This window comes from Streptomyces sp. Ag109_O5-1, from assembly GCF_003814875.1.
Lineage (GTDB): Bacteria > Actinomycetota > Actinomycetes > Streptomycetales > Streptomycetaceae > Streptomyces > Streptomyces sasae.
Genome location: NZ_RKQF01000001.1, coordinates 6,985,867 through 7,012,094, shown reverse-complemented (window position 1 = coordinate 7,012,094; position 26,228 = coordinate 6,985,867). Strand labels below are relative to the sequence as shown.

General features: G+C 71.2%; 22 protein-coding genes and 1 tRNA gene. 11 read left to right on the top strand and 12 right to left on the bottom strand.

Annotation, left to right across the window (positions count from 1 at the left end; translation table 11 throughout):
• Positions 1-51: 51 nt before the first annotated feature.
• From EDD90_RS31840 to EDD90_RS31830, 3 genes are all read left to right on the top strand, one after another.
• The gene (locus EDD90_RS31840; RefSeq protein WP_123976340.1) at positions 52-1,077 is read left to right on the top strand and encodes a P1 family peptidase; all 1,026 of its coding nucleotides are present in this window, start codon (positions 52-54) and stop codon (positions 1,075-1,077) included.
• 166 nt (positions 1,078-1,243) lie between these two features.
• Positions 1,244-2,467, top strand: coding sequence for an Ig-like domain-containing protein (locus EDD90_RS31835; RefSeq protein WP_123976339.1), 1,224 nt, complete (start codon positions 1,244-1,246; stop codon positions 2,465-2,467).
• 157 nt (positions 2,468-2,624) lie between these two features.
• A complete protein-coding gene (locus EDD90_RS31830) occupies positions 2,625-3,374 on the top strand; it encodes a DUF6227 family protein (protein WP_123976338.1) in 750 nt (249 codons plus the stop codon).
• A 64-nt stretch (positions 3,375-3,438) separates the two neighbouring features.
• Here the strand turns inward: EDD90_RS31830 and EDD90_RS31825 are convergent, their stop codons facing one another.
• From EDD90_RS31825 to EDD90_RS31805, 5 genes are all read right to left on the bottom strand, one after another.
• Positions 3,439-3,693: a hypothetical protein gene (locus tag EDD90_RS31825; RefSeq protein WP_123976337.1), complete on the bottom strand. Its 255-nt coding sequence runs from the start codon at positions 3,691-3,693 to the stop codon at positions 3,439-3,441.
• A gap of 110 nt (positions 3,694-3,803) precedes the next feature.
• Positions 3,804-5,900: a fructose-specific PTS transporter subunit EIIC gene (locus EDD90_RS31820; RefSeq protein WP_123976336.1), complete on the bottom strand. Its 2,097-nt coding sequence runs from the start codon at positions 5,898-5,900 to the stop codon at positions 3,804-3,806.
• Between the two features lie 262 nt (positions 5,901-6,162).
• Positions 6,163-7,110 (bottom strand): 1-phosphofructokinase, encoded by a 948-nt coding sequence (gene pfkB / locus EDD90_RS31815; RefSeq protein ID WP_123981885.1) that lies wholly within the window; start codon positions 7,108-7,110, stop codon positions 6,163-6,165.
• A gap of 53 nt (positions 7,111-7,163) precedes the next feature.
• Positions 7,164-7,925 (bottom strand): DeoR/GlpR family DNA-binding transcription regulator, encoded by a 762-nt coding sequence (locus EDD90_RS31810; protein WP_123976335.1) that lies wholly within the window; start codon positions 7,923-7,925, stop codon positions 7,164-7,166.
• A 231-nt stretch (positions 7,926-8,156) separates the two neighbouring features.
• On the bottom strand, positions 8,157-9,677 hold the full coding sequence (locus tag EDD90_RS31805) for an MFS transporter (RefSeq protein WP_123976334.1): 1,521 nt from the start codon (positions 9,675-9,677) through the stop codon (positions 8,157-8,159).
• Positions 9,678-9,739: 62 nt separating this feature from the next.
• Between EDD90_RS31805 and EDD90_RS31800 the strand changes: the two genes are divergently transcribed.
• Positions 9,740-10,720: a YafY family protein gene (locus EDD90_RS31800; protein ID WP_123976333.1), complete on the top strand. Its 981-nt coding sequence runs from the start codon at positions 9,740-9,742 to the stop codon at positions 10,718-10,720.
• Between the two features lie 58 nt (positions 10,721-10,778).
• Here the strand turns inward: EDD90_RS31800 and EDD90_RS31795 are convergent, their stop codons facing one another.
• Both EDD90_RS31795 and EDD90_RS31790 read right to left on the bottom strand, forming a co-directional pair.
• Positions 10,779-11,366, bottom strand: coding sequence for a TetR/AcrR family transcriptional regulator (locus EDD90_RS31795; protein WP_123981883.1), 588 nt, complete (start codon positions 11,364-11,366; stop codon positions 10,779-10,781).
• A 604-nt stretch (positions 11,367-11,970) separates the two neighbouring features.
• Complete coding sequence (locus EDD90_RS31790; RefSeq protein WP_123976332.1) at positions 11,971-12,984, bottom strand: RNA polymerase sigma factor RpoD/SigA; 1,014 nt, start codon at positions 12,982-12,984, stop codon at positions 11,971-11,973.
• Positions 12,985-13,209: 225 nt separating this feature from the next.
• Between EDD90_RS31790 and EDD90_RS31785 the strand changes: the two genes are divergently transcribed.
• Entirely contained in the window at positions 13,210-13,728 is a 519-nt protein-coding gene (locus EDD90_RS31785; protein ID WP_123976331.1) for a GNAT family N-acetyltransferase, read from the top strand.
• Between the two features lie 17 nt (positions 13,729-13,745).
• Here the strand turns inward: EDD90_RS31785 and EDD90_RS31780 are convergent, their stop codons facing one another.
• Positions 13,746-14,537 (bottom strand): dioxygenase, encoded by a 792-nt coding sequence (locus EDD90_RS31780; RefSeq protein ID WP_123976330.1) that lies wholly within the window; start codon positions 14,535-14,537, stop codon positions 13,746-13,748.
• Between the two features lie 132 nt (positions 14,538-14,669).
• On the opposite strand from EDD90_RS31780, the gene EDD90_RS31775 reads away from it, so the two are divergent.
• The gene (locus EDD90_RS31775; protein ID WP_123976329.1) at positions 14,670-15,182 is read left to right on the top strand and encodes a MarR family winged helix-turn-helix transcriptional regulator; all 513 of its coding nucleotides are present in this window, start codon (positions 14,670-14,672) and stop codon (positions 15,180-15,182) included.
• Between the two features lie 49 nt (positions 15,183-15,231).
• Here the strand turns inward: EDD90_RS31775 and EDD90_RS31770 are convergent, their stop codons facing one another.
• Together EDD90_RS31770 and EDD90_RS31765 are read right to left on the bottom strand one after the other, a co-directional pair.
• Entirely contained in the window at positions 15,232-16,770 is a 1,539-nt protein-coding gene (locus tag EDD90_RS31770; protein ID WP_123976328.1) for an MFS transporter, read from the bottom strand.
• A 190-nt stretch (positions 16,771-16,960) separates the two neighbouring features.
• Positions 16,961-17,611, bottom strand: coding sequence for a TetR/AcrR family transcriptional regulator (locus tag EDD90_RS31765; protein WP_123976327.1), 651 nt, complete (start codon positions 17,609-17,611; stop codon positions 16,961-16,963).
• Positions 17,612-17,893: 282 nt separating this feature from the next.
• Here EDD90_RS31765 and EDD90_RS31760 point away from each other — a divergent pair, with 282 nt between their 5' ends.
• Both EDD90_RS31760 and EDD90_RS31755 read left to right on the top strand, forming a co-directional pair.
• Positions 17,894-19,261, top strand: coding sequence for a M6 family metalloprotease domain-containing protein (locus tag EDD90_RS31760; protein ID WP_123976326.1), 1,368 nt, complete (start codon positions 17,894-17,896; stop codon positions 19,259-19,261).
• Between the two features lie 124 nt (positions 19,262-19,385).
• Complete coding sequence (locus tag EDD90_RS31755; protein ID WP_123976325.1) at positions 19,386-21,038, top strand: IclR family transcriptional regulator C-terminal domain-containing protein; 1,653 nt, start codon at positions 19,386-19,388, stop codon at positions 21,036-21,038.
• Positions 21,039-21,119: 81 nt separating this feature from the next.
• On the opposite strand, the gene EDD90_RS31750 is transcribed toward EDD90_RS31755, so the two are convergent.
• Positions 21,120-21,992, bottom strand: a complete 873-nt coding sequence (locus EDD90_RS31750) for an alpha/beta fold hydrolase (protein ID WP_123976324.1) — start codon at positions 21,990-21,992, stop codon at positions 21,120-21,122.
• An 89-nt stretch (positions 21,993-22,081) separates the two neighbouring features.
• On the opposite strand from EDD90_RS31750, the gene EDD90_RS31745 reads away from it, so the two are divergent.
• Together EDD90_RS31745 and EDD90_RS31740 are read left to right on the top strand one after the other, a co-directional pair.
• A complete protein-coding gene (locus tag EDD90_RS31745; protein ID WP_123976323.1) occupies positions 22,082-22,639 on the top strand; it encodes an ABATE domain-containing protein in 558 nt (185 codons plus the stop codon).
• 197 nt (positions 22,640-22,836) lie between these two features.
• A tRNA-Arg gene (locus EDD90_RS31740) sits at positions 22,837-22,909 on the top strand.
• 693 nt (positions 22,910-23,602) lie between these two features.
• Here the strand turns inward: EDD90_RS31740 and EDD90_RS31735 are convergent.
• Positions 23,603-24,283: an LPXTG cell wall anchor domain-containing protein gene (locus tag EDD90_RS31735; protein ID WP_123976322.1), complete on the bottom strand. Its 681-nt coding sequence runs from the start codon at positions 24,281-24,283 to the stop codon at positions 23,603-23,605.
• Positions 24,284-25,196: 913 nt separating this feature from the next.
• Between EDD90_RS31735 and EDD90_RS31730 the strand changes: the two genes are divergently transcribed.
• Positions 25,197-26,207: a lytic transglycosylase domain-containing protein gene (locus EDD90_RS31730; RefSeq protein ID WP_123981881.1), complete on the top strand. Its 1,011-nt coding sequence runs from the start codon at positions 25,197-25,199 to the stop codon at positions 26,205-26,207.
• Positions 26,208-26,228: the final 21 nt, after the last annotated feature.

Below are 26,228 nucleotides of genomic sequence, written 5' to 3'. Positions count from 1 at the left end.
ACCGCCTCCCGGCCGCTTCGCAACCGTGGCGGGCTGGGCAGACTGGCCGTCATGACAGTTGACGCATTGACGGATGTGACCGGGCTGCGGGTCGGGCACGCGACCCTCAGGGGCGACGGCCGGCTCACCGGCACCACGGTCGTGCTCGCTCCCGAAGGGGGCGCGGTCGCCGCCGTGGACGTGCGCGGCGGCGGTCCGGGCACCAAGGAGACGGACGCGCTCGACCCGCGCAACCTGGTGCAGCGGGCGGAGGCGATCGTGCTCACGGGCGGCAGCGCCTACGGGCTGGACGCGGCGTCCGGGGTGATGGCCTGGCTGGAGGAGCGGGGGCGCGGGGTGCGGGTGGGGCCGGATCCGGCGCATGTCGTGCCGGTGGTGCCCGCCGCCTGCATCTTCGACCTGGGGCGGGGCGGGGACTTCCGGGCCCGGCCGGACGCGGCTGCGGGGCGGGCGGCGGTCGAGGAGGCCGCGGCGAGCGCGCCGGGGGCGCCGGTACGGGAGGGGTGCGTGGGCGCCGGTACAGGCGCGGTGGCCGGCGGGCTGAAGGGCGGGGTGGGCAGCGCGAGCACCGTGCTGGACTCGGGGATCACGGTGGCCGCACTGGTGGTGGCCAACGCCGCCGGCGAGGTGCTGGACCCCGAAACGGGCGTGTTGTACGGGGAGTTGTTCCAGGGGCGGGTGGAGTACCCCGAGGAGCGCGTGCACGAGGCGGCGCGCCGGCGGCTCGCCGAGGCCGCCGCCCAGAACGGGCTCCCGCCGCTCAACACCACCCTCGCGGTGGTCGCGACCGACGCCGAACTCTCCAAGGCGCAGGCGCAGAAGCTGGCCGGGACGGCGCACGACGGGATCGCGCGCGCCGTTCGTCCGGTGCACCTGCTGCACGACGGGGACACGGTGTTCGCGCTGGCGACGGGCGCCCGCCCGCTGGACGCGAGCCCGTTGGCGCTCAACGAGATCCTCGCGGCGGGCGCGGACCTGGTGACGCGGGCGATCGTGCGGGCGGTGCGGGCCGCCGAGCCGGTGGCCGGGCCGGGCGGAGTGTGGCCGTCGTACCGGGAGTTGTACGGGACGCGGTGACGGCGGCGAGAGTCCCGCCCAAATCCTTGCGGGTACCTGTCGATTGTCCTGGTTCTGTCACGTGATGGCGTCAGCGAGCGCCGGAGGGAACCCCGACTGGGGCCTCCGGCCTCTTTCCCCACGCACTGGCACGGATCACGCACATCACAAGAACCTGGAGCAGCCCGTGACAACGCCGAACATTTCAGCGCGGCGCGCACTGGGGGCCTGTGCCGCCCTGTTGGTCGGCACCCTCACCCTCACCGCCTGCGGCGGCAACGCCGACGCCAAAACCGACGACGGCAAGGGCGGGCAGGACAGCGCCGCCAAGACGTCCACGGCGAAGATCGCGATCTCGGCGAAGGACGGCTCGACCGGCGCGTCCATCAACACGACCGGCGTGCAGGTCAGCGGCGGCAAGCTGGCCGACGTGAAGATGACCGTGTCGGGGTCGGGGCAGGCCGTGGCCGGCACCGTCTCGGCGGACGGCAGCACCTGGAAGCCGAAGGAGCAGCTGGAGCGCGGCACGAAGTACGAGATATCGGCGACCGCGAAGGACGCCAAGGGGCTCACGGCGGCGGCCAACTCCATCTTCACCACCGTCAACTCGGCGAACAGCTACATCGGGACGTACACACCGGACAACGGGACGACGGTCGGTGTCGGGATGCCGGTGTCGTTCGACTTCGACAAGGTCATCACCGACAGGAAGGCCGTGCAGTCGCACATCACGGTCACCTCCAGCAGCGGCCAGCAGGTGGTGGGGCACTGGTTCGGGTCGCAGCGGCTGGACTTCCGGCCGCAGGACTACTGGAAGGCCGGCTCCAAGGTCACGATGAAGATCGACCTGGACGGGGTCGAGGGCGCGAACGGCGTCTACGGGGTGCAGAAGAAGACGGTGACCTTCACCGTCGGACGTTCGCAGGTCTCCACGGTGGACGCGAACACGCAGACCATGACCGTGATGCGGGACGGCAAGCTCCTCAAGTCGGTGCCGGTGTCCACGGGCAGCCCGGAGCACACGACGTACAACGGGCAGATGGTGATCTCCGAGAAGTTCACCCAGACCCGGATGAACAGCCAGACGGTCGGCCTCGGCGGGGAGTACGACATCCCGGACGTGCCGCACGCGATGCGGCTGACGACGTCGGGGACGTTCATCCACGGGAACTACTGGTACAACAAGTCCAACCCGCCGTTCGGGCAGCAGGGCACCAGCCACGGCTGTGTGGGAATGGCGGACGTGCAGGGCGCGCAGGGTGACACGACGGCCAAGTGGTTCTACGACAACTCGCTCGTCGGGGACGTCGTGATCGTGAAGAACTCGCCCGACAAGACCGTGCAGCCGGACAACGGGCTCAACGGGTGGAACCTGTCGTGGAGCGAGTGGACCGCGGGAAGCGCGGCCTGACCGGCCGGTTCTGACGGTTCGTCGGGCCGCGCGGGAACTTTTCGCGCGGCCCGCGAGTTTTCCCGGCGTACGTTTTCTCGGTTCCCGGACATGATGTCCGACCGAGGGGCTACGGTATGCACCCACAAGGTGACATGCAGCAACGCCGGGAGAAACCTTGAGCGTTCCGTACGAGACGGCAGCGTACGAACCAGCCGAGTCGCCCGAGTCTCCGGAGGAGCACCTCGCGCGGCTTCTCGGCAGTGCCCTGAACTCCTTCGAGCTGCCCGACGAAGCCATAAGGCAGCTGGACTGCGCCCTGGCGCACGACAGTTCACTGCACTCCGCGCACCACAGCGCGGGGCTGCACCGGGAGACGTACCGGCACACCTGGCTGCTCGCCGACGGCTCGGCGGTCACCCTGTGGGAGCTCGTGCACAACACGGCACCGGGCAGCGAACCGCAGCACGAGGTGTACGTCGACGAGGAGGAGCTGCGGGCCGCGACCGCGCGGCTGCCGTTACCGCTGGACGCCCCGGACTTCGAGCTGCCGGTGCTGATGACGACGGCGGCGCCGGTCCCCGAGCCCCGGCATGTGTATGTGCCGGACGACTCGGCGGACCACGCACGCCGGCTGCTGCGCCGCGCGGAGAACGCCGACCGGCCGGACACGGCGACGACCCAGGCGCTGACGACGGCGTTCGCGCACCAGATCACGCAGGCGTTCGGGCGTCCGGGGCGGGCCGGCCGGGCGGGTCTGAGTTTCTCGCTCTACGAGCACGCGTTCCTGCTGCGTGACGGCCGGGAGCTGTCCCTGTGGGAGGTCGAGCACACGGCGACCGAGGACGGCCGGCACATGTGCGAGGTGTATCCGACGGAGGACGCGGCCCGGGACGCGATGGAGCGGCGGGCGGCCCGGCAGGCCTAGGAGCTGCCGGCGCGGCAGGCCCAGGACCTGCCGGAGGCCCAGGACCTGTCGGCGAGGTGGCCGGTCAGCGGCCGCCCAGGCGCCGGACCAGGCCCGCGAAGGCGTCCTGTTCGGCCGGGGTCAGTTCGACGGACTCCCGTGACGGGCCGGCCTCCGGGTGCTGGTGCGGGAAGGCGGGCACGGTACGCGCGGCGTGCCAGGCAATGGCCTCACGGCGGTTGCGGCGCAGCAGACGCGTCACGACGACCGCCCAGGCGACGGTCGCCAGAGTGAGCGCGGCGAAGCCGATCAGCTGGAAGGTCGAGGCGTGCTCAGGCATGCATCCCAGTACACACCACGGTCCGGGACTTTGGCCCCGGACCGTGACGTATCTCGCAGGTGCCGTGAACAACTCACAGCGAATCAAAGGGACAAGAGGGGTGCGGTCGATCAGGCCGCGACCGGCTGCCTGTCCTCCTTCGCGCCGGCGGCGGCACCGCCCGCGGAGCCGCCCGCCGTGGTCTGCTGGGCCGGCTTGCGCATGCCCTTCAGGATGACGACCAGGGCCGCGGTCGCGCAGACGCCGGCGGCGATGGCGATCAGGTAGAGGAACGGGTTGCCGATCAGCGGGACCACGAAGATGCCGCCGTGCGGGGCGCGCAGGGTGGCGCCGAAGGCCATCGACAGGGCGCCGGTGATCGCGCCGCCGACCATCGAGGACGGGATGACGCGCAGCGGGTCGGCCGCGGCGAACGGGATGGCGCCCTCGGAGATGAAGGAGGCGCCCAGCACCCAGGCGGCCTTGCCGTTCTCGCGCTCGGTCTGGGTGAAGAGCTTGCCGCGCACGGTGGTCGCGAGGGCCATCGCCAGCGGCGGGACCATGCCGGCCGCCATGACCGCCGCCATGATCTTCATCGCGGAGTCACTGGGGTTGGAGACCGCGATACCGGCGGTGGCGAAGGTGTACGCGACCTTGTTGACCGGGCCGCCGAGGTCGAAGCACATCATCAGGCCGAGCAGGGCGCCGAGCAGGATGGCGTTGGAGCCGGAGAGGCCGTTCAGCCAGTCGGTCATGCCCTTCTGGGCGGAGGCAATGGGCTTGCCGACCACGACGAACATCAGGAACCCGACGATCGCCGAGGAGATCAGCGGGATCACCACCACCGGCATGATGCCGCGCAGCGCCGTAGGGATGTTGATCTTCTGGATCCCCATCACCACGCCACCGGCCAGCAGACCGGCGACCAGGCCGCCGAGGAAGCCCGCGTTGATGGTGGACGCGATCATGCCGCCCACGAAACCGGGGACCAGACCGGGGCGGTCCGCCATGCCGTAGGCGATGTAGCCCGCGAGGACCGGGACCAGGAAGCCGAAGGAGACGACACCGATCTGGAAGAGCAGCGCGGCCCAGCTGTCGCCCTGGGTCCACACGAAGTGGTCCATGACCGACGGCGCCTTGTTGACCTTGTAGCCGCCGATGGCGAAGCCGAGGGCGATCAGCAGACCGCCGGCCGCGACGAACGGAACCATGTAGCTCACGCCGGACATCAGCCACTTGCGCAGCTTGGTGCCGTAGCCCTCGCCGGCGTCACCGGCGCGTTCGACCGGCGTGGACGGCGCGGAACCGGAGGTGACCTCACCGCGGGCCGCCCGCTCGCGGACCTCGCCGATCAGCTCGGCGGGACGGTTGATGCCCGCCTTCACGCCGACGTCGATGGTGGGCTTGCCGGCGAAGCGGTCCTTCTCGCGCACCGGGACGTCGTGCGCGAAGATCACGCCGTCCGCCGCCGCGATGACCTCGGGGTCGAGCCGGGTGAAGCCGGCCGAGCCCTGCGTCTCGACGACGAGTTCGACGCCCGCCTCGCGGCCCGCGTTCTCCAGGGACTCGGCCGCCATGTAGGTGTGGGCGATGCCGGTCGGGCAGGAGGTGACGGCGACGATACGGAAGGGGCGCTCGCCCGCCTCCGAGCCCGCACCCGAACCCGTGTCCGAACCCGCGCCCGTGCTCGTGCTGGCCGCTGCGGTGCCGGCGGAGGCCGCCGCCGGCGCCGCAGCGGTGTTCTGGGAGGCGCTCGCGGTGCCCTCGGCCGCAGGGGTCGCAGGCTTCTCGTCGCCGCGGATCAGCGCCGCCGCCGTCTCCGCGTCGCCCACCGACCGCAGCGCGTCCGTGAACTCGCTGTTCATCAGCTGGCGGGCCAGCGAGGAGAGGATCGTGAGGTGGGCGTCGTCGGCGCCGGCGGGAGCCGCGATCAGGAAGATGAGGTCGGCGGGGCCGTCGGCCGCGCCGAAGTCGACGCCGGCGGCGCTGCGCCCGAAGGCAAGCGTCGGCTCGGTGACATGGGCGCTGCGGCAGTGCGGGATGCCGATGCCGCCGTCGAGGCCGGTGGGCATCTGGGCTTCGCGGGCGGCCACGTCGGCGAGGAAGCCGTCCAGGTCGGTCACCCGGCCCAGGGCCACCATGCGCTCGGCGAGGGCGCGCGCCGCCGCTTCTTTGGAGTCGGCGGACAGGTCGAGATCGACCAGGTCCGCGGTGATCATGTCGCTCATCGCGGGCTCCTATGCACGCGTATCGCCCGGAGTGTGGGGTGGGCGGGGGTGGGGGTGGGGACGGGGGTGCCGTGGGGGGCGGGGTGGGAGACGGGGCCGGGGAAGCCCCGCCTCCCGGGGACGGCGGGGCGGCTCAGGGTGCCCCGACGGCCCGTCGGCGCGGCGAGTAACGAGGGACCTCGCCGCTCCTGGGCCGGTTGTCGGCGGGCTGCGCCGGGGAGGAGCGCGTCCGCACGGGTCGTCGTATCCACGGTCTGGACGTTCATGACACCGGCTCTGTCAGTTCGCGGTCGACGGGGACGCGGTCGGTGACGGTCACCGCCGTGGGGTCCAGGTCGGCCGGGGTGGGCATCACGCTGCCGGGCAGCTGGACGGCGGCGGCGCCGTGGGCGACGGCGGAGGCGAGGGCCTTCGGGCCGCTGCCGCCGGCGATGAGGAAGCCGGCGAGGGAGGAGTCGCCGGCGCCGACGTTGCTGCGGACGGCGTCCACACGGGCGCTCGCGAACCAGGTGCCCGCGTCCTCCACGAGGAGCTGGCCGTCGGCGCCCAGGCTGGCGAGCACGGCGCGTGCGCCCATGCCGCGCAGCTCCTCGGCCGCCTTGAGCGCGTCGCCCACCGTCGCCAGGGGGCGCCCGACGGCTTCCGCGAGCTCCTCGGCGTTCGGCTTCACCACGTCGGGCCGCTCACGCAGCGCTTCGAGCAGCGCGCGTCCCGAGGTGTCCAGCGCGATGCGCGCGCCCCCGGCGTGCACCCGGGCGACGACATTGGCGTACCAGGAGGGTGCGAGCCCGCGGGGCAGGCTGCCGCAGCACGCGATCCAGTCGGCGTCGCGGGACTGCTCGCGAACCGTGCCGAGAAGGAGCTCCTGCTCCTCCGCGGAGAGTTCAGGACCCGGCGCGTTGATCTTGGTGAGCACCCCGTCGGACTCCGCGAGCGCGATGTTGGAGCGGGTGGCACCGGCGACCGGTACCGGCGCGACCTCGATGCCCTGCGCGTCGAGCAGGTCGGCGACCAGCGCCCCCGGCGCACCGCCCAGGGGCAGTACGGCGACCGTGCGCCATCCGGCGGCCGCGACCGCGCGGGAGACGTTCACGCCCTTGCCGCCGGGGTCCATGCGTTCGCCGGTGGCGCGGATGACCTCGCCGCGCTCCAGGGCGGGGACCTCGTAGGTGCGGTCGAGGGAGGGGTTGGGGGTGACGGTGAGGATCATGCCCGTACCGTTCGTGGCGCCGGCGCTCGTGGCGCTCGCGTTGTGCGTGGTGCTCATGCTCGTACTACTTCCGTGCCGCCGCGCTCGATGGCGGCGGCGTCCTCGGGGCTCAGTCCGCTGTCGGTGATCAGCAGGTCCACGTCGCCCAGGTCGCCGAAGCGGGCGAAGTGCTCCTGGCCGTGCTTGGCGGAGTCGGCGAGCAGGACCACCCGGCGGGCCGCGGCGACGGCCGCCCGCTTGACCGCGGCCTCGGCGAGGTCGGGGGTGGTGAGGCCCTGCTCGGCGGAGAAGCCGTTGGCGGCCACGAAGAGGACGTCCGCGCGGATCTCGCTGTACGCACGGAGCGCCCAGGCGTCCACGGCGGCGCGCGTACGGTGCCGTACGCGCCCCCCGACCAGGTGGAGCTGGATGCCCGGGTGGTCGGCGAGGCGGGCCGCGATCGGAAGGCTGTGGGTGACGACGGTGAGTTCCGCCTCCAGCGGGATGGCCGCGGCGAGGCGGGCGACCGTCGAACCGGCGTCGAGGATCAGGGTGCCCTCGGTCGGCAGTTCCGAGACGGCGGCCTTGGCAATGCGGTCCTTCTCGTCGGCCGAGGTGGACTCGCGTTCGGCGAGGTCCGGCTCGAAGTCGAGGCGTCCGGCCGGGATGGCACCGCCGTGCACACGGCGGACGAGGCCGGCGCGGTCGAGGGCCTTCAGGTCGCGGCGGATCGTCTCCGCGGTGACCTGGAACTCCTCGGCGAGCGACACGACGTCCACCCGGCCGCCGTCACGGGCGAGCCGGAGGATCTCCTGCTGCCGCTCCGGTGCGTACATGCCCCTGCGCCTCCGCTTCACGATACGTCGGCCGATGCCCGACCGAGTCCGTCCGTCGTCCGGCCGATGTCCGACTGCGTCCGACTTGTGCCCGAACTTGTGGTTTCGCTGGGAGGCTACGCCCGGATTTCCGGAAAGTAAACAGGTTCGGACCTCAATCGGGCACGATCGGACTTCCCGGCGCATGCGGAAGGGCCCGGCACCTTCCGGTACCGGGCCCTTCGCCGCTGGTCAGTGGACGAGTTCGGGTTCCGCCTCCGGCGCCGGGAGCGGCTCGTCCGTACCGTCGCCGCCCTCCAGGTGCTGCGCAGGATGCTTGGGCAGGGCCCACATCAGCAGGAACATCACGGCCATGACGGCGGCCACCCAGAGCAGTGCGTGCCGGAAGGCGTGTGCGAAGGCCGGGCCGACCTGGGCGGAGGTGAGCCGGTCCCCGATGACACCGAAGAAGACGACCGAGACCAGGCCGAGGCCGAGCGCGTTGCCCATCTGCTGCACGGTGTTGATCAGACCGGAGGCGGAACCGGCGTGCTCGCGCGGCACCTCCGACAGCACCGCGTCCGTCAGCGGGGCGACGATCAGCCCCATGCCCAGGCCCATCACGACCAGGGGCAGTGCCATCTGCCAGGAGGCGATGGCGAGGCCGTAGTGGTCGGACTCCCAGACGTAGAGCAGCACGCCGAGGCCCATCACCAGGGCGCCGGCCTGGAGCACCTTGCGGCCGAAGCGCGGGACCAGTTTCTGCACGGACAGGCCGGCCGCGACGGAGACGGCGATGGAGAACGGCACCCCGGTCAGGCCGGCATGCAGCGGGGTCCAGCCGAGACCGATCTGCATGTACAGCGTCCAGACCAGGAAGAACACACCGAGCGCGACACCGAAGACGGTCTGGACGGCGATGCCGGCGGCGAAGCTCTTCACCTTGAAGAGGGAGGGTTCGATGAGGGGCGAGCCGTCACGGGCGGCCTTCCTGCGTTCGTATGCGACGAGCACACCGAAGACGACGAGCGACCCGGCCATCGACAGGTACCCCCACAGCGGCCAGCCGAGCTCGCGGCCGCGGGTCAGCGGGTAGAGCAGCATCAGCAGGCCGAGGGTCACCAGGGCCACGCCGGCCAGGTCCAGTTTCAGCGCGTGCGGCGCCTTGGATTCGCTGATGTAACGGCGGCCGAGGAGAAGGGCCGCGATGCCGACCGGGAGGTTGATGAGGAAGATCGGGCGCCATTCGAGACCGAAGAGGTTCCACTCGGTGAGCAGGGCGCCGAGCAGCGGGCCGGAGACCGCGCCCAGGCCGACGATCGCGCCGAACAGGCCGAAGACCTTGCCGCGTTCATGGGCCGGGAAGGTGGCGTGCACGATCGAGAGGACCTGCGGGACCATCATCGCCGCCATGCCGCCCTGGAGGATGCGGGAGGCGACCAGCATCCCGGGGTTCGCGGCGAAGCCGCACAGGGCCGAGGCGAGGGTGAAGCCGGCGACCCCGAAGAGGAACAGCCGTTTACGGCCGTGAATGTCGCCGAGACGACCACCGGTGATCAGACCGGCCGCGAAGGCGAGGGCGTAGCCGGCGGTTATCCACTGGATCTGGCTGAAGGAGGCGCCGGCATCCCGCTGGATGGAGGGGATCGCGATATTGACGATGGTGACGTCGACGAGGTCCATGAAGGCGGCGGTCATGACGATGGCCAGGGCCAGCCAACGGGTTCGGTCGGGTACGGATCGGGCGTCGGTGTCGACGTCGGTGGAAGTCATGCCGTCAATCTAGGAGCCGATTAGGACAGATCCCGTCCTAGTCGTAGGGCATCCTCGGACGCATGACGACGGACACTCCGGCTCGGCTTCTTCAGCTTCTCTCCCTTCTTCAGACGCCCCGTGAGTGGCCAGGGGGCGAACTCGCCGAGCGGCTCCGGGTGTCCCGGCGTACCGTGCGGCGGGACATCGACCGGCTGCGGGAGCTGGGCTATCCCGTGGAGGCCAGCAAGGGGGCCGACGGGGGCTACCGGCTGGTCGCCGGGAAGGCGATGCCACCGCTGCTCCTCGACGACGAGGAGGCCGTGGCCATCGCGGTCGGGCTGCGGGCCGGGGCCGGGCACGCGGTCGAGGGGGTCGACGAGGCGTCCGTACGGGCGCTGGCGAAGCTGGAGCAGGTGCTGCCGGCCCGGCTGCGGCACCGGGTGACCACGCTGCAGGCCGCGACCACACCGCTGACGATGGGGGACGGGGCGAGCATCGCACCCGAGACACTCACCGTGATGGCCTCGGCGGTCGCGGGGCGGGAGCGGTTGCGGTTCGCCTACCGGGCGGCGGACGGGAGCGGGACACGGCGGCAGGCGGAGCCGTACCGGCTGGTGTCGACCGGACGGCGCTGGTACCTCGTGGCGTACGACCTCGATCGCGACGACTGGCGGACGTTCCGCGTCGACCGGGTGAGCGAGCCGTTCGCCACCGGGGCACGGTTCGCTCCGCGGGAGATGCCGACCGGGAGTGCGGCGGAATTTCTGCGGCGGTCGATCCAACGGCAGCAGGAGACGTACGAGTTTGTGGTCGCGTTCGCCGGGACGGTGACGGAGGTGGCGGCCCGGGTCCCGGGGTGGTTGGGGACACCGGTGGACGAAGGTGCCGAAGGCGACGAAGGCTGGTGTGTCGTCCGGGGGACCACCGGGGATCCGATGGAGTGGCTGGCGGTGCGGTTCGCGATGACGGGGTGTGAGTTCGTGGTCCGGGAGCCCCCGGAACTCATGCAGTGCGTAAGGGAGTTGGGGGGACGGTTGAATCGGGCGGGCGGGGGCTCGTGAGTCCGGTGGGGGATGGAGGACGAAGGACGGGTGATGGGGGACGTGGGCTCGTCGGCGGTTACGCCCGCTCCCCCGCCCAGTCGAACCCCCGCAACGCCCTCAGGTTCCGCAGTGCCAGCGCCTTCGGCCCCTGCTCCCCCGACGGTGGTGCCGTGCTCGCGGCCCAGGACTCCACCGCCACCCGTACGGCCGCGCCGGCCACCGCCGCCGTGAAGCGGAGGCGGGGGGCCGGGGCAACGTTGTCCTGGGAGGTGCGCTCCGCCAGGATCGACGCCAGGAGATCTTCCGAGGACTGGCACACCTCCGCCCACACCTTGCGCAGGGCCGGGCTGGTGTCGGCCAGGTGGATCAGGGTGCGGACCCATTCCCAGGAGGCCGCGGAGACACCCGCGCCCGGGGTCAGGGTGTGGTGGACCGCGTGTTCCAGGGCCTCGGGGACGGACAGGGCCGCCGGGGCCGACCGCACCGCCTCCGCCCAGCGCCGGGCGCCCGCCGCGTAGAGCGGGGCGACCGCCTCCTCCTTCGTCGCGAAGTAGCGGTAGAACGTGCGGGGGGCGATACCGGCGGCCTGCGCGATGTCCTCGGCACGGGTGGCCCGCAGTCCCTGCCGTACGAAGAGGCCCGCGGCCGCCCGGGCGATCTCCATGCGGGTCTCCGCCTTGCGTCGTTCCATGAGGGAGAGAGGGGCGGCGGCCTGCTCGGGGGTGTTGCCGGCGGTGCTGGGGGTGCTCACCTCGGCAGGCTATGCCGCTGTGGCAGAATCTGCCATCCGGTGGTTCACCCCGTGGTTCAGGTACGGGGTGGACCACCGTTCCAGCATGTCCGGAAGAAAGCGAACCGGGCAGACGCACTGGGCCGAGCAACAGAGCGAACGCGCGGCGCCGGACGCTCAGAACGTGGAGCCGGGCTCCGGCACCCGGGGGGATGGGCGCCGAAGCCCGGCTCCGGGAAAGTCCCGGCGCCGGGGGGATGGTGCGTCGGGACATGGCTCATCGAGGGATCGTCACAAGGTCGCCAGAACGTCGTCAGAGGTCCGGTCGAGAAAGCCGACCGTCACGGCCGAGGCTCTCAACTCCCCGGCCCTGAATGGTTGTTCCCTACACGCGGAGCGCTGAAGCGGCGGTACCGCGCCATGTTTGCGCCGTCTTCCGCCACCCCGCGCACGCGGTCGGTGCGAACGGAGTCTCGCGCGCCCCCAGGCGCGCGAGCCTCCTCTGCGCGAACCCCCTCGCAGCCCCCTCACAACCCCCTTATGCCGCCGGCTCGAACCCGGTGGAGCGGGCCAGCTTCTTCAGCTCCAGAAGTGCGTGCTTCTCGATCTGGCGGATCCGTTCACGGGTCAGCCCGTGCTCCTTGCCGACCTCGGTCAGCGTGCGCTCGCGGCCGTCCTCGATGCCGTACCGCATCTTGATGATCGAGGCGGTGCGCTGGTCCAGACGGCCGATGAGGTCGTCCAGCTCCTCGCTGCGCAGCAGGGTGAGGACGGACTGCTCGGGGCTGACCGCCGACGTGTCCTCCAGGAGGTCGCCGAACTGGGTGTCGCCGTCGTCGTCCACCGACATGTTCAGGGAGACCGGGTCACGGGCCCAGTCGAGGACGTCGATGACGCGCTCCGGTGTGGAGCCGAGCTCGGTGGCGATCTCGGCGGGCTCCGGGTCGCGGCCGTTCTCCCGGTTGAACTCGCGCTGGACACGACGGATCCGGCCGAGCTCCTCCACCAGGTGGACGGGGAGCCGGATGGTCCGGGACTGGTCCGCGATGGAACGGGTGATCGCCTGGCGGATCCACCAGGTGGCGTACGTCGAGAACTTGAAGCCCTTGCGGTAGTCGAACTTCTCGACGGCGCGCACCAGGCCCGCGTTGCCCTCCTGGATCAGGTCGAGCAGGGGCAGACCGCTGCGCGGGTAGCGTCGGGCGACGGCCACGACCAGGCGGAGGTTGGAGCGGATGAAGACGTCCTTCGCGCGCTCACCTGCGGCGACGAGCGCCTCCAGTTCCTCGCGGGTGGCGTCCGAAGCGGACTCCTCCTCGCCGTCGAGGACCTGCCGCGCGAACACACCCGCCTCCACGGTCTGGGACAGCTCGACCTCCTTGGCGGCGTCGAGCAGCGGTGTGCGCGCGATCTCGTCGAGGTACATGCCGACCAGATCACGGTCGGCGATCTCGCCGCCGTGGCCGCGAACGGCACGGGCGCGAACACTGCTTGTGGAGTCGGCCGCCTCGCCAGTGGCGGTCTTACGACGGGCGACGGCACGGGTTGCCATGCGTGCTCCCTTGCGATGGTGGGCGGGCGGGTGGTCCTGTCGGTGCTTCAGCTGCCGGGTTCTCGACTCGACGCCCTGCGGAACTCCACTCCTGGAACTCCTCGGACTCTCGCCGAGTGCCCTGCATCTGATGGAAACAACGACTGGAATCCGGACAGAATTCCCACGCCGTCCTCCGATTTTTCTGATCATGCAGTATCCTGCGCGACCACGTGAGGAGACCGAATGTCGTCGGAACGTACTGAGGTGCAGGTCAGGCCGGGAGTCGAGGCGGACCTCGAAGCCCTCACAGAGCTCTACAACCACTACGTACGTGAGACGCCCATCACATTCGACACGGTGGCCTTCACGCCGGAAGAGCGACGTCCTTGGCTGCTCTCCCACCCGGAAGACGGCCCGTACCGCCTGAAGGTTGCCGTATCGGCAGACTCACAGCAGATTCTCGGGTACGCCACATCCAGCCCTTACCGAGTGAAACCGGCCTACCACACCTCGGTCGAGACGACGGTATACGTCACCCCGGACGCCGGCCGGCGCGGTATCGGCACGCTTCTCTACAAGGCCCTCTTCGAGGCGCTGGCGGGCGAGGACCTGCACCGCGCCTACGCGGGCATCGCGCAGCCGAACGAGGCGTCCGCCCGGCTGCACGAGCGTTTCGGTTTCCGGTACGTCGGCACGTACCGCGAGGTGGGCCGCAAGTTCGGCCGCTACTGGGACGTGGCCTGGTACGAGAAGCCCCTGTAGGACACCGCCGGGGCTGTTCAGCCGAACTGCACCGACCGCTTCGCCATCCCCATCCAGAACCCGTCGATCACCGACTTCTGCGCGTCCAGCTCGCCACCGGCCTCCGCCGCGCCCATGGTGACGAAGAGCGGCGCGAAGTGCTCGGTGCGCGGGTGGGCGTACCGGCCGGCCGGGGCCTTGTCGAGGAAGTCGAGCAGGGCGTCCCAGTCGCGGTTCTCCAGCGCCCGGTGGCCCCAGTCGTCGAACTCGGAGGACCAGGACGGCACGCCGTTGCCCGTGTAGCGCAGGGCGGCCAGGTTGTGGGTGAAGAAGCCGGAGCCGACGATCAGCACGCCCTCGTCACGCAGCGGGGCGAGCCTGCGGCCGATCTCCATCAGGCGGACCGGGTCGAGGGTGGGCATGGAGATCTGCAGGACGGGGATGTCCGCGGCCGGGAACATCTCCACCAGGGGCACATAGGCGCCGTGGTCGAGGCCGCGGTCCGGGATGTCCTGTACGGGGGTGCCGGGGGCGCGCAGCAGCTTGCGCACGGACTCGGCGAGCTCCGGTGCGCCGGGGGCCCCGTACTGGACCTGGTAGTAGTGCTCGGGGAAGCCCCAGAAGTCGTAGACGAGGGGCACGGGCTGCACGGCGCCGAGGGCGAGGGGTGCCTCCTCCCAGTGGGCGGAGACCATCAGGATCGCCTTGGGGCGGGGCAGGCCGGCGCTCCAGGCGGCGAGTTCACCGGGCCAGACCGGGTCGTCGGCGAGCGGCGGCGCGCCGTGGCTCAGATAGAGGGCGGGCATGCGCTCCTTGGCGGCGGCGGTCATGACGGCAGCTCCCTCCGGGCCTCTTCCCGGCCCTCTTCTTCAACCCTGATATTTTAACTCTCAAGCTTTCCGTTCAACACCTTACGCCTTACTTGTTTAACCTTCAAGGAGAAGGCTCGTACAGTGGGACACATGAATTCGGCATCCGCATCCGCCCCCGTGCAGAACCGCTGGCTCACCGACGACGAACAGCACGTCTGGCGTTCGTATCTGCACGCCACGACCCTGCTGGAGGACCATCTGGACCGTCAGCTGCAGCGGGACGCGGGGATGCCGCACATCTACTACGGCCTGCTCGTCGGCCTCGCCGAGACGCCCGGGCGGCGGCTGCGGATGACCGAGCTGGCCATGAACGCGAAGATCACCCGGTCCCGGCTCTCGCACGCCATCGCCCGCCTGGAGAAGAACGGCTGGGTGCGGCGCGAGGACTGCCCCTCCGACAAGCGCGGCCAGTTCGCGGTGCTGACCGACGAGGGCATCGAGGTGCTGCGGCGCACCGCGCCGGGCCATGTGGCCGCCGTACGGCAGGCGCTGTTCGAGCGGCTGACCCCGGAACAGCAGCAGGCCCTCGGCGAGATCATGCAGATCGTCGCCGAGGGCCTGCAGCCCGACGAAGCGGGCGCGGACCTGCCCTGGCTCCGCTGAGGAGCCGGGGCAGGTCCGCGACGCGGGTACCCAGGGGTGGCTCAGAGGCTCAGTGGGCGACCACCGGGATCGCCACCTCGTCCTCCGCGCCTTCACCGGAGGCGACCGGCGTGGTGTCCTGCCGGCCCGCGTTGACGAAGGTCACCACGACCACCGCGGCCAGCACCAGCATGCCGGCGGCGATCCAGATCGCGTTCGCGTAGCCGTGCACCGCGCCCTCCATCTGGACCAGCTGCTGCTGGGACTTGGACGTCGCGGTCGCGATGTGGTCCTTGATGTACGACGTCGTCGCGGACGCGGCGATCGTGTTCAGCAGGGCGGTTCCGATGGCGCCGCCCACCTGCTGCGAGGTGTTGACCATCGCGGAGGCGACACCGGCGTCCCGGGGCTCGACGCCGAGCGTGGCCAGGGACATGGCCGGCATGAACGCCGTACCCATGCCGAGACCGAGCAGCACCATCGCGGGCAGGATCGTCGAGGCGTACGACGAGCCGATCTCGATCTGGGTCATGACCAGCATGCCGGCCGCGGCGACCAGGAAGCCGGGGCCCATCAGCAGCCGGGCCGGGACCCGGGTCATCAGCCGGGTGCCGATCTGGGTCGAGCCGACCATCATGCCCGCGATCATCGGCAGGAAGGCGAAGCCGGTCTTGATCGGCGAGAAGCCCTTGATGACCTGGAGGTAGTAGGTCAGGAAGAGGAAGGTGCCGAACATCGCGATGATCGCGATGCCGAGGGAGAGGTAGATACCGCCGCGGTTGCGGTCGAGGACCACGCGCAGCGGCAGCAGCGGGGCCTTGACCCGGGTCTCGGTGACGACGAACGCGATCAGCAGCACCGCGGAGGCGACGAACAGGCCGACGGTGGTGGCGTCGCCCCAGCCGTCGGACTCGGCGCGGGTGAAGCCGTACACCAGGGAGACCAGGCCGAGGGTGGAGAGCAGCACGCCGGGGATGTCGAGCGGGTTGCGGTTGCGGCCGCCCTCCGGCTCACGGATGACGAAGTACGCGCCGAGCGCGGCGACGATGGCGAACGGGATGTTCACGAAGAACGTCCAGCGCCAGTCCAGGTACTCGGTGAGCACACCGCCCAGGATGAAGCCGACGGCGCCGCCGCCACCGGCGATCGCGCCGTAGATACCGAAGGCCTTGGCACGCTCCTTGGCGTCCGTGAACATCACGGCGAGCAGGGAGAGCGCGGCCGGGGCGAGCATGGCGCCGAAGACACCCTGGAGGGCGCGGGCGCCGAACATCATCGCGCCGGAGGTCGCCGCACCGCCGAGCGCGGAGGCGGCGGCGAAGCCGGTCAGGCCTATGACGAAGGCCCGCTTGCGGCCCCACAGGTCGGCGATCCGGCCGCCGAAGAGGAGGAGACCGCCGAAGGCGAGGGCGTAGGCCGTGACGACCCACTGCCGGTTGCCGTCGGAGATGCCCAGGTCGGTCTGGGCGGAGGGCAGTGCGATGTTCACGATGGTGGCGTCGAGGACGACCATCAGCTGGGCGAGCGCGATGAAGACGAGCGCTTTCCAGCGGTTGGCGTCACCGGCCGGTGCCGGTGCGCCGGGAGCCTTGGCGGCTGTTTCGGACATAGGGGTACCCACTTCGTGGCTTCGTGACGGAAAAAGCGATGCGTGAGGTGTGCGACGGCCGATCGGCGACGGATCGGGATCGGCGACGCAGGTCAGATGTGATGTGTGAGGCGAACGTCAGATGTGTCGGATGAAGGACCGCTAGGCGGTCTCGAACTAATCGGGAACTGATCGGCGGTTCGCGGCTGGGTCAGGCCTGGCGCAGGTCCTCCATGGTCACGGCCGTGCCCGGCAGGGCGGATCGGGCCGGAGCCCGCAGCCCGTCCAGGAACAGCTGCAGATAGCGGTGGACGAAGCGGTCGTTGACCAGGCAGCCGGTACCGGCCGGGGGCCGGCTGAGCTGGGCGGCGGCGATCATCACATCGCCGACGCCCACGTCCGGACGGAGCTGTCCGGCCGCCTTGGCGCGGTCCATGAGCTGCTCGATGAGCTGCTCGCACCGCTCGCGTGCCGCTTCCAGATCGGGGTGGTTCTCGTCGAAGGTGCTGGCGACCATCGGGCACAGCGCGCTGACCCGCTCGTCGGCGGAGGCGTGCACGAAGCGCTCCAGCGCCTCGAAGGCGTCCCCGGTCTCCGCGAGCGCCAGTTCGGCCGCTTCCGACGTCCGGTCCATGACGGAGCAGACGACCTCGCGGACCAGTGCGTCGCGGTCGGGGAAGTTGCGGTACAGCGTCGCGTTGCCGACGCCGGCCCGGCGGGCGATCTCGTCGAGCGGCACGTCGGGGCCGTACTCGGTGAACATCTCCCGGGCGGCGGCGACGATCCGCTCCCGGTTGCGCAGGGCGTCGGCGCGGGGCCGGGGCGCCTTGCGCACGGCGGGGATGGCGGTCGCGGTCTGCACGGCGCACTCCTGGTCTGTCGGACTTCGGTCTTGGCTTCGGTCTTGACTTCCGCGATCCGGGGAGCAGCTCCCCGTTTCGCTCGGACACAGGTCTAAACGGGGAGAGGGTCCCCGGTTATTTCCGCGCCTTCCACGGATTTCACGTGACCTGGGTCACACCGCTCTTTCCGGGGTGGTCCCACGATCGGCCCCTCCAGCGCGCGCCCAACGCCCCGCCGACACAGGGTGATCGAAAGGGTGCAGCCGGAGACCGGCGGCTGCCGTGGAGCGAAAGGTCCATGCATGCAGCCGCAGCCCAGCCGCCGTGCGCCCGCGAGCCGTCGTACCCCCCGCAGGACCCTGGGCCGCCGTACGCCGGCGACCCGCCGGATACGTCCGGACCGCGGCCGGATACGCCCCCGCCGTGCGCTCTGCCTCGCCGCCGTGGCCGCGCTGCTCCTCGCGGTCGGCACCTCGGCGGGCACCGGGCATCTCACGACGGCCCCCTCGCCGGCCGGCGCCGGCCCCATCGCGCTGGCCCGCTCCTCCGTCTACGGCCCCTGCCTGATCAGCGGCAACCACACGGTCCAGATGACCGAGGGCATCCCCACCCCGAGCGGCTACTCCCGCTCCACCGGCACCGTGCACGCCCTGACCCTGATGGTCGACTTCTCCGACGCGCCCGGCCAGGGCAGCGCCCTCGACCGCTACCGCGAGTTCTTCCCGCAGACCCAGGAATGGTTCCGCACCGCCTCCTACGGCAAGCTCGACTACGAGCCCGCGGCCCCCATCGACCACTGGCTGCGGATGCCCAAGCCGTTCAAGGAGTACGGCATAGAACGCGGCGCCCCCTTCGACCCCGGCTACCGGCAACTGGTCCAGGACATCGTGGCCGCCGCCGACCCGGACGTGGACTTCCGCTCGTACGACCTCCTGAACGTGCTGGTCACCCCGAACGCCGGCCCCTCCGCCCTGGACACCGTGCTCTCCGTGACCTTCGCCGGCAACAGCGAGGCTCCGGTCGCCGACGGCGTCCCGGTCGCCAACGCCTCGTTCGTCTACTCCCGCCAGGACGACGGCTCCGGCTCCTACGACCGCACCGGCTACCGGGTCCTCCCCCACGAGAACGGCCATGTCTTCGGCCTGCCCGACCTCTACACCCAGGAGGGCGGCGGCGCGGTCGGGCACTGGGACATCATGAGCGAGGACTGGGGGGCCGACAACGACCTGCTCGCCTGGCACAAGTGGAAGCTGGGCTGGCTGGACGCCGCCCAGGTCAGCTGCGCGGGGACCCACGGCACCGCCGACTACACCCTCACCCCGCTCTCCCGCCCCGGCGGCCGCAAACTGGTCTTCGTCCCCCTGGACGCCCGCACCGGCTACGCCCTGGAGGTGCGGACCAAGAGCGGCAACGACGAGGAGGTCTGCCGCCCCGGCGTCCTCATCTACAAGGTCGACGCGAACGTCGACACCGGCCGCGGACCGATCAAGGTGTACGACGCCCACCGCGACACCGGCGGCTGCACCCGCAGCCCCAACGTCCAGGCGGAACTCTCGGACGCCCCGTTCGGCCCGGGCGAGAGCTTCAAGGACCCCAAGCACGGGATCGACGTACAGGTCCTGTCGGCGGACCTGGAGGGGAACTACCGGGTGCGGGTGACACGGGGATAGCCACTACGGGTACGGGGGTGCGGGTGACACGAGGATGGTCGCCACGGGGTGCGGGTGACACGGGGATGGCCAGGTCGGCCACGGTTTACGGTAAGAGTGCCCTGATCGCCGTACCGGAGAGCCGATGACCGCCTCCCTGTCCCCTTTCCCGTCCCCCTTCTCCTCCTCCGCCGTCCCGGGCGAGCCGCCCGCCGAGGCGGTCGCGCCGCTCATCCGGGGCGTGGCGGTGCTGACGGCGCTGACCGAGGCGGGCGGGACGCTGAGCGCGAGCGCGCTGGAACGGCGTACCGGCCTCGCCCGTTCCACGGTCGACCGGATCACCGCGACCCTCGCCCGCATGGGATACGTCCGCCAAGACGGCCGGGACGCGGTGCTCACCCCCCGTGTGATGGAACTGGGCAACGCCTACCTGGCCGCCCTCCGTCTGCCCGCGCTCCTAGACGCGCACGCGGACGCCCTCGCCGACGAACTGGACGAATCCGTCTCCCTCGCGGTCGCCGACCGGGACGGCATCCGTTTCATCCACCAGGCGACCCGTCGCCGCGCGATGTCCGTGAGCTTCCGCATCGGCGACCTGCTGCCGGCCGAACGCACCGCCCCCGGCCCGCTGTTCGCGGCCGAGTGGACGGAGACGGAGTGGGCGCACTGGCGGGCGCGGCGCGCGGCGGACCCGACGGACGCGGGCTTCCCGGCCGTACCGCCGCGGAGTCCTGGCGGCGCGGACGACGCCGATGTCGGTGTTGTCGCCGACGGCTTCGATGACTTCGACGACTTCGACGGCTTCGAGGCCAGGGCGGAGCGGGCCCGTCGGGAGGGCTGGGCCCTGGACGACCAGCTGATCGAACCGGGCCTGGTCGCGGTGTCCGTCCCCGTACGTGACCCGGGCACCGGCCGGGTGGCGTGCGTGGCGAACGTCGTCAGCCACACCAGCCGCCACACGGCGGCGGACCTGCGCGACACGCTCCTCCCCCGGCTGCGTACGGCGGTGGCGGCGATGGAGCGGGACCTGCGCGAGGCCCGCCCCGCAGAGCCGGGCCCGCCCCCCGCAGGCCTCGCGGTGTGGACCACGGCTTCCAAGCACGAACTGGGCCGTGACTTCGTGGAGTCGCTGGCCCGGGGACTGACCGTCCTCACGGCCTTCGGCGAGGGCCGCTCCGCGCTGACCCTGACGGACGTGGCGAAGGCGACGGGGCTGGCGAGGGCGACGGCCCGCCGGGCCCTGATCACGTACGAGTACCTGGGCCTGGTGAGAGCAGCGGACCGCGCCTTCACCCTCACCCCCCGGGTCCTCTCCCTGGGCTACCCCCCGCTGTCCCGCACCACCCTCGCCCGCCTGGCGACCCCTCACCTCCGCGCCCTGGCGGACCGCCTCCAGGAGCCGACGGCGCTGGCGGTCCTGGTCCCGGGGACCGACCCGGCGGAGATCCAGTACGTCGCGGTGGCGGCCGCGAGCCGGGTCCTGACGGTGGACATCACGGTGGGCACCCGGCTGCCGGCGAGCCGCACGGCCCTGGGCCGGGCGCTCCTGGAACTCGACGGACCTCACGGCCACGCCCTGGCGGACGAGGAACTGGAGTCCGGTCTGCGCTCGATCGCGGTGCCGGTGCGCGACCGCGCGGGCCGCCCGGTCGCCGCCCTGAACGTGGCCGCCCACGCGGCCCGCCGCAGCCTGGAGGAACTGGTGACGGACGTCCTCCCCGAACTACGCACCACCGCCGACCGGATCCAGGACGACCTGCGGACGGCATCCCGGTTCAGCGGAGTTCCTTTGTCCTGACGGGATGGCGGAGGCTCGCCCGCCGAACCACTCCACCTGAACCGCTCCTCCGAACCACTCCTCCTGAACCACTTTTCCGGACTACTTCCAGGCGCGGTCGAGGAAGTCGGCGATCAGCGGGGCGATCTCCGGCAGGTGTGTCTCGAGGGCGAAGTGGCCGGTGTCGAAGAGGTGGAGTTCGGCGTCGGGCAGGTCGCGGAGGTAGGCGCGGGCTCCGGGCTCGGTGAAGAAGGGGTCGTTGCTGCCCCAGGTGATGAGGGTGGGCGGGGTGTGCCGGCGCAGCCACTCCTGCCAGGCGTCGTAGCGCTCGACGTTGGAGTGGTAGTCGAAGATCAGCGCCTGCTGGGCCTCCTTGCGGCCCGGCAGGTCGAGGAAGTGCTGGTCGAGGGTCCAGCCGTCCGGGGCGACCAGGTCGGGAGCAGGGACACCGGTCTCGTACTGACTGCGGGTGGCGTCGAGGGTGAGCACGGCCTGGACGGCGTCCTGCGCGTCGGGGGTGTCGGAGGTCAGGCCGAGGAGGCCGCGGGCGGTGTCGGAGAGCCCTTCGGCGTAGGCGTTGCCGTTCTGCACGACGAGCCCGGCGATCCGTTCGGGGTGGCGTTCGGCGATACGGAAACCGACGGGCGCGCCGAAGTCGAAGACGTACATCACGAACCGGTCGAGTCCGAGGCGCTGCACGAAACCCTCGGTGATGTCGGCGAGCCGGTCGAACGAGTAGGTGAACCCGTCCGGGGCCCGGGTGTGGCCGGAGCCGGGGTAGTCCGGGGCGATCAGCCGATAGTGCGAACCGAGGGCGTCGATGAGGCCGCGGAACTGGTGGGAGCCGGACGGAAAACCGTGCAGGAGCAGCAGGACGGGCGCGTCGGGCCGCTCGGGGAGGGACTCCCGGTAGAAGACGTCGACACCGTCGACATCGAGGTGGCGATGGACGGTGCGGGCTGTTGAGGCAAACATACCTAACTCTTTCTTCGCCGTTTCTTGCATTAGCCCCAGCCTGCATCCGCCCACCTAACGTGTCAATCCGTCTATGTACCATTAGCCATATGAGCGAACTCGCGCCTCTGACCGGGGAACCCCTCGCCCTGGACCTGGTCAACACCCGTCAGACCGCGGGTGACCTGCTGTTGACCCCGGCCGACCTGCGGACCTGGTGGGCTCTTGAGGCCGACCGCGTTCCGGGCGAGGTGCCGCAGGAACTGACCGAGGCGGACGTGGCCGCCGTACGGGCCGTACGGGAGCACACCGCCCGCGCCCTCGACCACGTCCGCCGCGGGGCCGAGCCGTCGCCCGCCGACCTGGAGGCGCTCAACCAGGCACAACGCGCAGCGCCGGCCATCGACGAACTGACCTGGAACGGCTCGGCGGTCGTCACCACACGCCGACGCGACGGCTCACCCGGCCGACGCCTGGCCGCGCACCTCGCGGAGGCCGCCGCCGGACTGCTGACGGACCCGGCGGTCACCGGCATCCGGGAGTGCGAAGCCGACGACTGCGTGATGCTGTTCCTGCCCACGCACCCACGCCGCCGCTGGTGCTCGGCCACCCGCTGCGGCAACCGAATCCGGGTCGCCCGCCACTACCGACGCCACAGGACCGACTGACCCCGGCCGGCCGGCGACGCCCTCGATCAGCACACGGGGCACGACAAGGCCCCGGCCCCCACCGCGCCAGCCGCTACACTGTGGGCGGTGGCACAGCTGCACTCCAGCCCTGCCACCACCACACTGCCGGAAACCTGTCCAAAGGGACCGCCCCACCAGGGCCACCCCCCTTCAGACCCGCTTTCCGACAGATCCCCGCCTTCGTAGCTCAGGGGATAGAGCACCGCTCTCCTAAAGCGGGTGTCGCAGGTTCGAATCCTGCCGGGGGCACGCTTGACCTGCGGTTTTGCCGCGAAGTAGTTCGGCGTTCCCATTTTCCCGGAGAAATGGGAACGCCGTGGGAACGAAATCTGACTGCCCGTCAGTCCTGGCCGCAGATGGTGGTGGCAAGGCTGACCCATGCGTAGCGGTCAATCCGCCCGCCGCGGGATTACGTCTGCCCACCTGGCCTGCTGCAGAGACGTGCGCGATGCCGGAAGTCAGCGCGAGTGCCATGCACAAGCTGGAGTACCGCATGGCTCGCTGGCCAGGGTGATGTCGGGGCGCGTTGCCAGTGTGGCGACGGTGACTGGCAAGTCGGCCGTAGTGGGCCGGGCCCCGGAGGTCAGTGACGGCGGTGCCTTGGCACGCATTTCGCTCAGCAGTGCCGCAGAGCCGGACGCCCCCCGACCACGACGATCCCGATCTGGCGGCAGACCCCACCCCCGACGCCGCCGGGCTGGGAGTGCTGCTGCAGGCCGGACGCGCGGCCAGTCCCGAACACTGGGATAAGCCGCTGAGCAGCCGCGCCGTCCATCTCACCCTCCCCCAGCCCGTCCCCCAAGGCCGGCGTCCCGAAGGAGTCCGGGACTCCGCTCGTTCTCCTTCCCGAACTGACCCTCACGCTGCCTGGCGGCGGTGTGTGTGCAGTGCCCCGGTACTCGTCCGGGTGACGAGCACGGGCACCGTCATACGCGGCGGGCATCAGCCCTGGGAGGCCCTGCGGCGCCGCAGCGCCAGGTAACCGCCCGTGGCCACGAGCGCCGCCGCAGCGCCCGTCAACAGGCCCACCGGCGCGCTGCTGCCGGTCTCGGCCAGATCGCCGCTGCCGCCCTGCGCGGACGGGGATGCGGCGGCCGACGGGGCGGCACCGCCCTCGCCGGACGACGCACTCGGCGAGGCCGACGCACCTGCCGAGTCCGAAGACGAGGGCGAAACGGAAGCGGACGGCGTCGTACCGCCACCACCGCCCTCGGAGCCCTTGCAGTCGGTCCAGAACACCTTGTGCTTGGCGGCGCCCTTCTCGCCGTCGAAGTTCCAGAACAGCTTGTAGTGCCCGTCGGGCAGCGACAGGTCCGCCGTACGGCCGTGACCCTGGCCGTCCAGGGTGATGGCGCCGGCCTTGACGGTCTCGCCCTTGGTGACGGCGGTCGGAGCCCAGGCCTCGATGTGCCAGTCGACCTGCTGGACCGCGTCGAAGCCGAAGGCGTCGAGGTAGAACGTGCAGACGTGGGGCTCGTTGCGGCGCAGCTCCTCGCCTGTCTTGGCGTCGTGGATCTTCACTGCGCCGTTGTCACCGGGAGCGGTGGCGTGCGCGGCCGGCGCAGACAGCAGCACGGCCGAAGCGCCGGCGGTCAGCGCGCCGGCGCGGATGAGGGTACGCATGGGGTAGGCCCATCTTCGGGATACGAATGGGAAGATGTGGAGGGGGCGGCTCAGCATCCGGTCCGGCCTGACGATGGGTCCAGCACGAGCAGGTAACGAACGGACCTATCGCCGACGCGGGAGCCATCCTCGGGACCCCGCGGGCGTCCCACCGCGTGTGGAGGGGCCATCTCGGCGCCTCTGACCCAACGGGGCATGCTGGCCGCTATGCCCGTCTAGCCGGCATCGCCGTCTTTCACCAGGACGATGACTCCGGCGGGCGTGCCCATGACCGGGTATCCCAGGGAGGTCATCAAGGCGGAGAGGGCAGCCTGCACTGCACACCGCATGCCGTCCCGGGAACCGCCGCCAGGCTTGTCAGCAGCCGGCGCACTGAATCCGTCAGACGTCGCCCACGCGACCAGTACCCCGGCAGGGGGTGTCACTGACCTGGAGACCGGGCATCTGACAATCCCCTCCGCCAACCACCTCAAATCCCGCCTGGTTCAGAGCATGCAGGACCTGCGCGACAAGCTCATCCACCTCACACATTCCTCGCCTGCCCGCAGCCGGGCCCTTCATGCTCACGCGTGCGGCGGACTTCGTGGACGATCTGCAACGCTCGCAAGATCAGCACCACACAGATGCGTTGACCTCATGGCGGCGGGCCGTCACCCGTGCTACTTGAAACCCGCTTGCGCTGAAGAAAGTGACCCCCGGACGTGGGTCGGGCCGCCTGCCCTCCAGGGGGAGGTACGCGGGCGGCATCGTGCAGGGGTGGAGCCGTTTGCCCCCGGATGCGCGCGACGGACTTGCTCCCCGGCCGCGTAGAGCAGACGACGGATTCACCCACGGAGGGGACTGCACAGTGACAGCGCGTGCACTCAAGGGGGCACTGAGGGGTGCCAGGGGTACGGCGATCGCGGCAGCGGCGATGGCCGTGCTGACCGCGTCGCAGGCGCCGAGGGCGGTCTCGGCCGAGGCCGTGGAGCCCGCGCGTAGGGCGGCACCCGCCGAGCACGGCCTCAGCGTGTCCGGCGACGCCCCGTACCGCACCGGCCTTCCCCCGCTGCGGACGCGGAAGAAGGGCTCGGCACACGGAGTGTCGGGCGGCGGCGCCCTGCCCGCGAGCGTGTTCGCCGCGTACCGGCGTGCCGAGGAGGAGCTGGCGCGCAGCGCGCCACGCTGCCGGCTGCGCTGGCAGCTGCCGGCCGCGATCGGACAGGTGGAGTCCGGGCAGGCACGGGGCGGCCGGGTGACCCGGGACGGGACGACCGTGACGCCCATCCTCGGCCCGCGGCTGACCGGCGGCGCCTTCGCCGTCGTGGCGGACACCGACGGCGGTGCGTACGACGGGGACACGGTGTACGACCGCGCGGTCGGCCCGATGCAGTTCATCCCGTCCACCTGGGCCCGCTGGGGAGCGGACGGCAACGGCGACGGACGCGCGGACCCGAACAACGTCTACGATGCGGCGCTCGCCGCCGGCCGCTACCTGTGCGCGGGCGGCCGGGACCTGTCGAACCCCGCCGACCTGGACCGGGCGATCCTGGGCTACAACCACTCCGACGCCTATCTGCGCACCGTCAAGGCGTGGTACGCGTACTACCTGACCGGACACCGCGTGGTGCCGGACGCGTCCGACGGTTCCCGGTCGGACCGGCCGAAGCCCGCCAGCCCGAAGAGGCCGAAGCCGTCAGACGACCGGGAGCCGGGCCCTGGTCCTTCGCACACGCCGTCGCCCCCGCCCACCTTGCCCTCCCCCAGCCCGTCCCCCAAGGCCGGCGTCCCGAAGGAGTCCGGGCCGCCGCTGGTTCCCGTCCCCGAACCGACCCTCACATTGCCCGACTTCGGTGTGCTGCCCGACGCGGGACCGCTGACCACCGGCAACGGCGGGAACACGATGGACGTCTCCCCCTCCACAAATGCCACTACCCGGCGGTAATGTCGCCCCCCGCCGGAAGCA

Bases quoted from the DNA above. Each gene is read 5' to 3' on its own strand.
- EDD90_RS31840 (WP_123976340.1), top strand. From the start codon at position 52: ATGACAGTTGACGCATTGACGGATGTGACCGGGCTGCGGGTCGGGCAC.
- EDD90_RS31825 (WP_123976337.1), bottom strand. From the start codon at position 3,693: ATGCCTGAGCACGCCTCGACCTTCCAGCTGATCGGCTTCGCCGCGCTC.
- EDD90_RS31820 (WP_123976336.1), bottom strand. From the start codon at position 5,900: ATGAGCGACATGATCACCGCGGACCTGGTCGATCTCGACCTGTCCGCC.
- pfkB (WP_123981885.1), bottom strand. From the start codon at position 7,110: ATGATCCTCACCGTCACCCCCAACCCCTCCCTCGACCGCACCTACGAG.
- EDD90_RS31810 (WP_123976335.1), bottom strand. From the start codon at position 7,925: ATGTACGCACCGGAGCGGCAGCAGGAGATCCTCCGGCTCGCCCGTGAC.
- EDD90_RS31805 (WP_123976334.1), bottom strand. From the start codon at position 9,677: ATGACTTCCACCGACGTCGACACCGACGCCCGATCCGTACCCGACCGA.
- EDD90_RS31800 (WP_123976333.1), top strand. From the start codon at position 9,740: ATGACGACGGACACTCCGGCTCGGCTTCTTCAGCTTCTCTCCCTTCTT.
- EDD90_RS31795 (WP_123981883.1), bottom strand. From the start codon at position 11,366: ATGGAGATCGCCCGGGCGGCCGCGGGCCTCTTCGTACGGCAGGGACTG.
- EDD90_RS31790 (WP_123976332.1), bottom strand. From the start codon at position 12,984: ATGGCAACCCGTGCCGTCGCCCGTCGTAAGACCGCCACTGGCGAGGCG.
- EDD90_RS31785 (WP_123976331.1), top strand. From the start codon at position 13,210: ATGTCGTCGGAACGTACTGAGGTGCAGGTCAGGCCGGGAGTCGAGGCG.
- EDD90_RS31780 (WP_123976330.1), bottom strand. From the start codon at position 14,537: ATGACCGCCGCCGCCAAGGAGCGCATGCCCGCCCTCTATCTGAGCCAC.
- EDD90_RS31775 (WP_123976329.1), top strand. From the start codon at position 14,670: ATGAATTCGGCATCCGCATCCGCCCCCGTGCAGAACCGCTGGCTCACC.
- EDD90_RS31770 (WP_123976328.1), bottom strand. From the start codon at position 16,770: ATGTCCGAAACAGCCGCCAAGGCTCCCGGCGCACCGGCACCGGCCGGT.
- EDD90_RS31760 (WP_123976326.1), top strand. From the start codon at position 17,894: ATGCAGCCGCAGCCCAGCCGCCGTGCGCCCGCGAGCCGTCGTACCCCC.
- EDD90_RS31755 (WP_123976325.1), top strand. From the start codon at position 19,386: ATGACCGCCTCCCTGTCCCCTTTCCCGTCCCCCTTCTCCTCCTCCGCC.
- EDD90_RS31750 (WP_123976324.1), bottom strand. From the start codon at position 21,992: ATGTTTGCCTCAACAGCCCGCACCGTCCATCGCCACCTCGATGTCGAC.
- EDD90_RS31745 (WP_123976323.1), top strand. From the start codon at position 22,082: ATGAGCGAACTCGCGCCTCTGACCGGGGAACCCCTCGCCCTGGACCTG.
- EDD90_RS31735 (WP_123976322.1), bottom strand. From the start codon at position 24,283: ATGCGTACCCTCATCCGCGCCGGCGCGCTGACCGCCGGCGCTTCGGCC.
- EDD90_RS31730 (WP_123981881.1), top strand. From the start codon at position 25,197: ATGGCCGTGCTGACCGCGTCGCAGGCGCCGAGGGCGGTCTCGGCCGAG.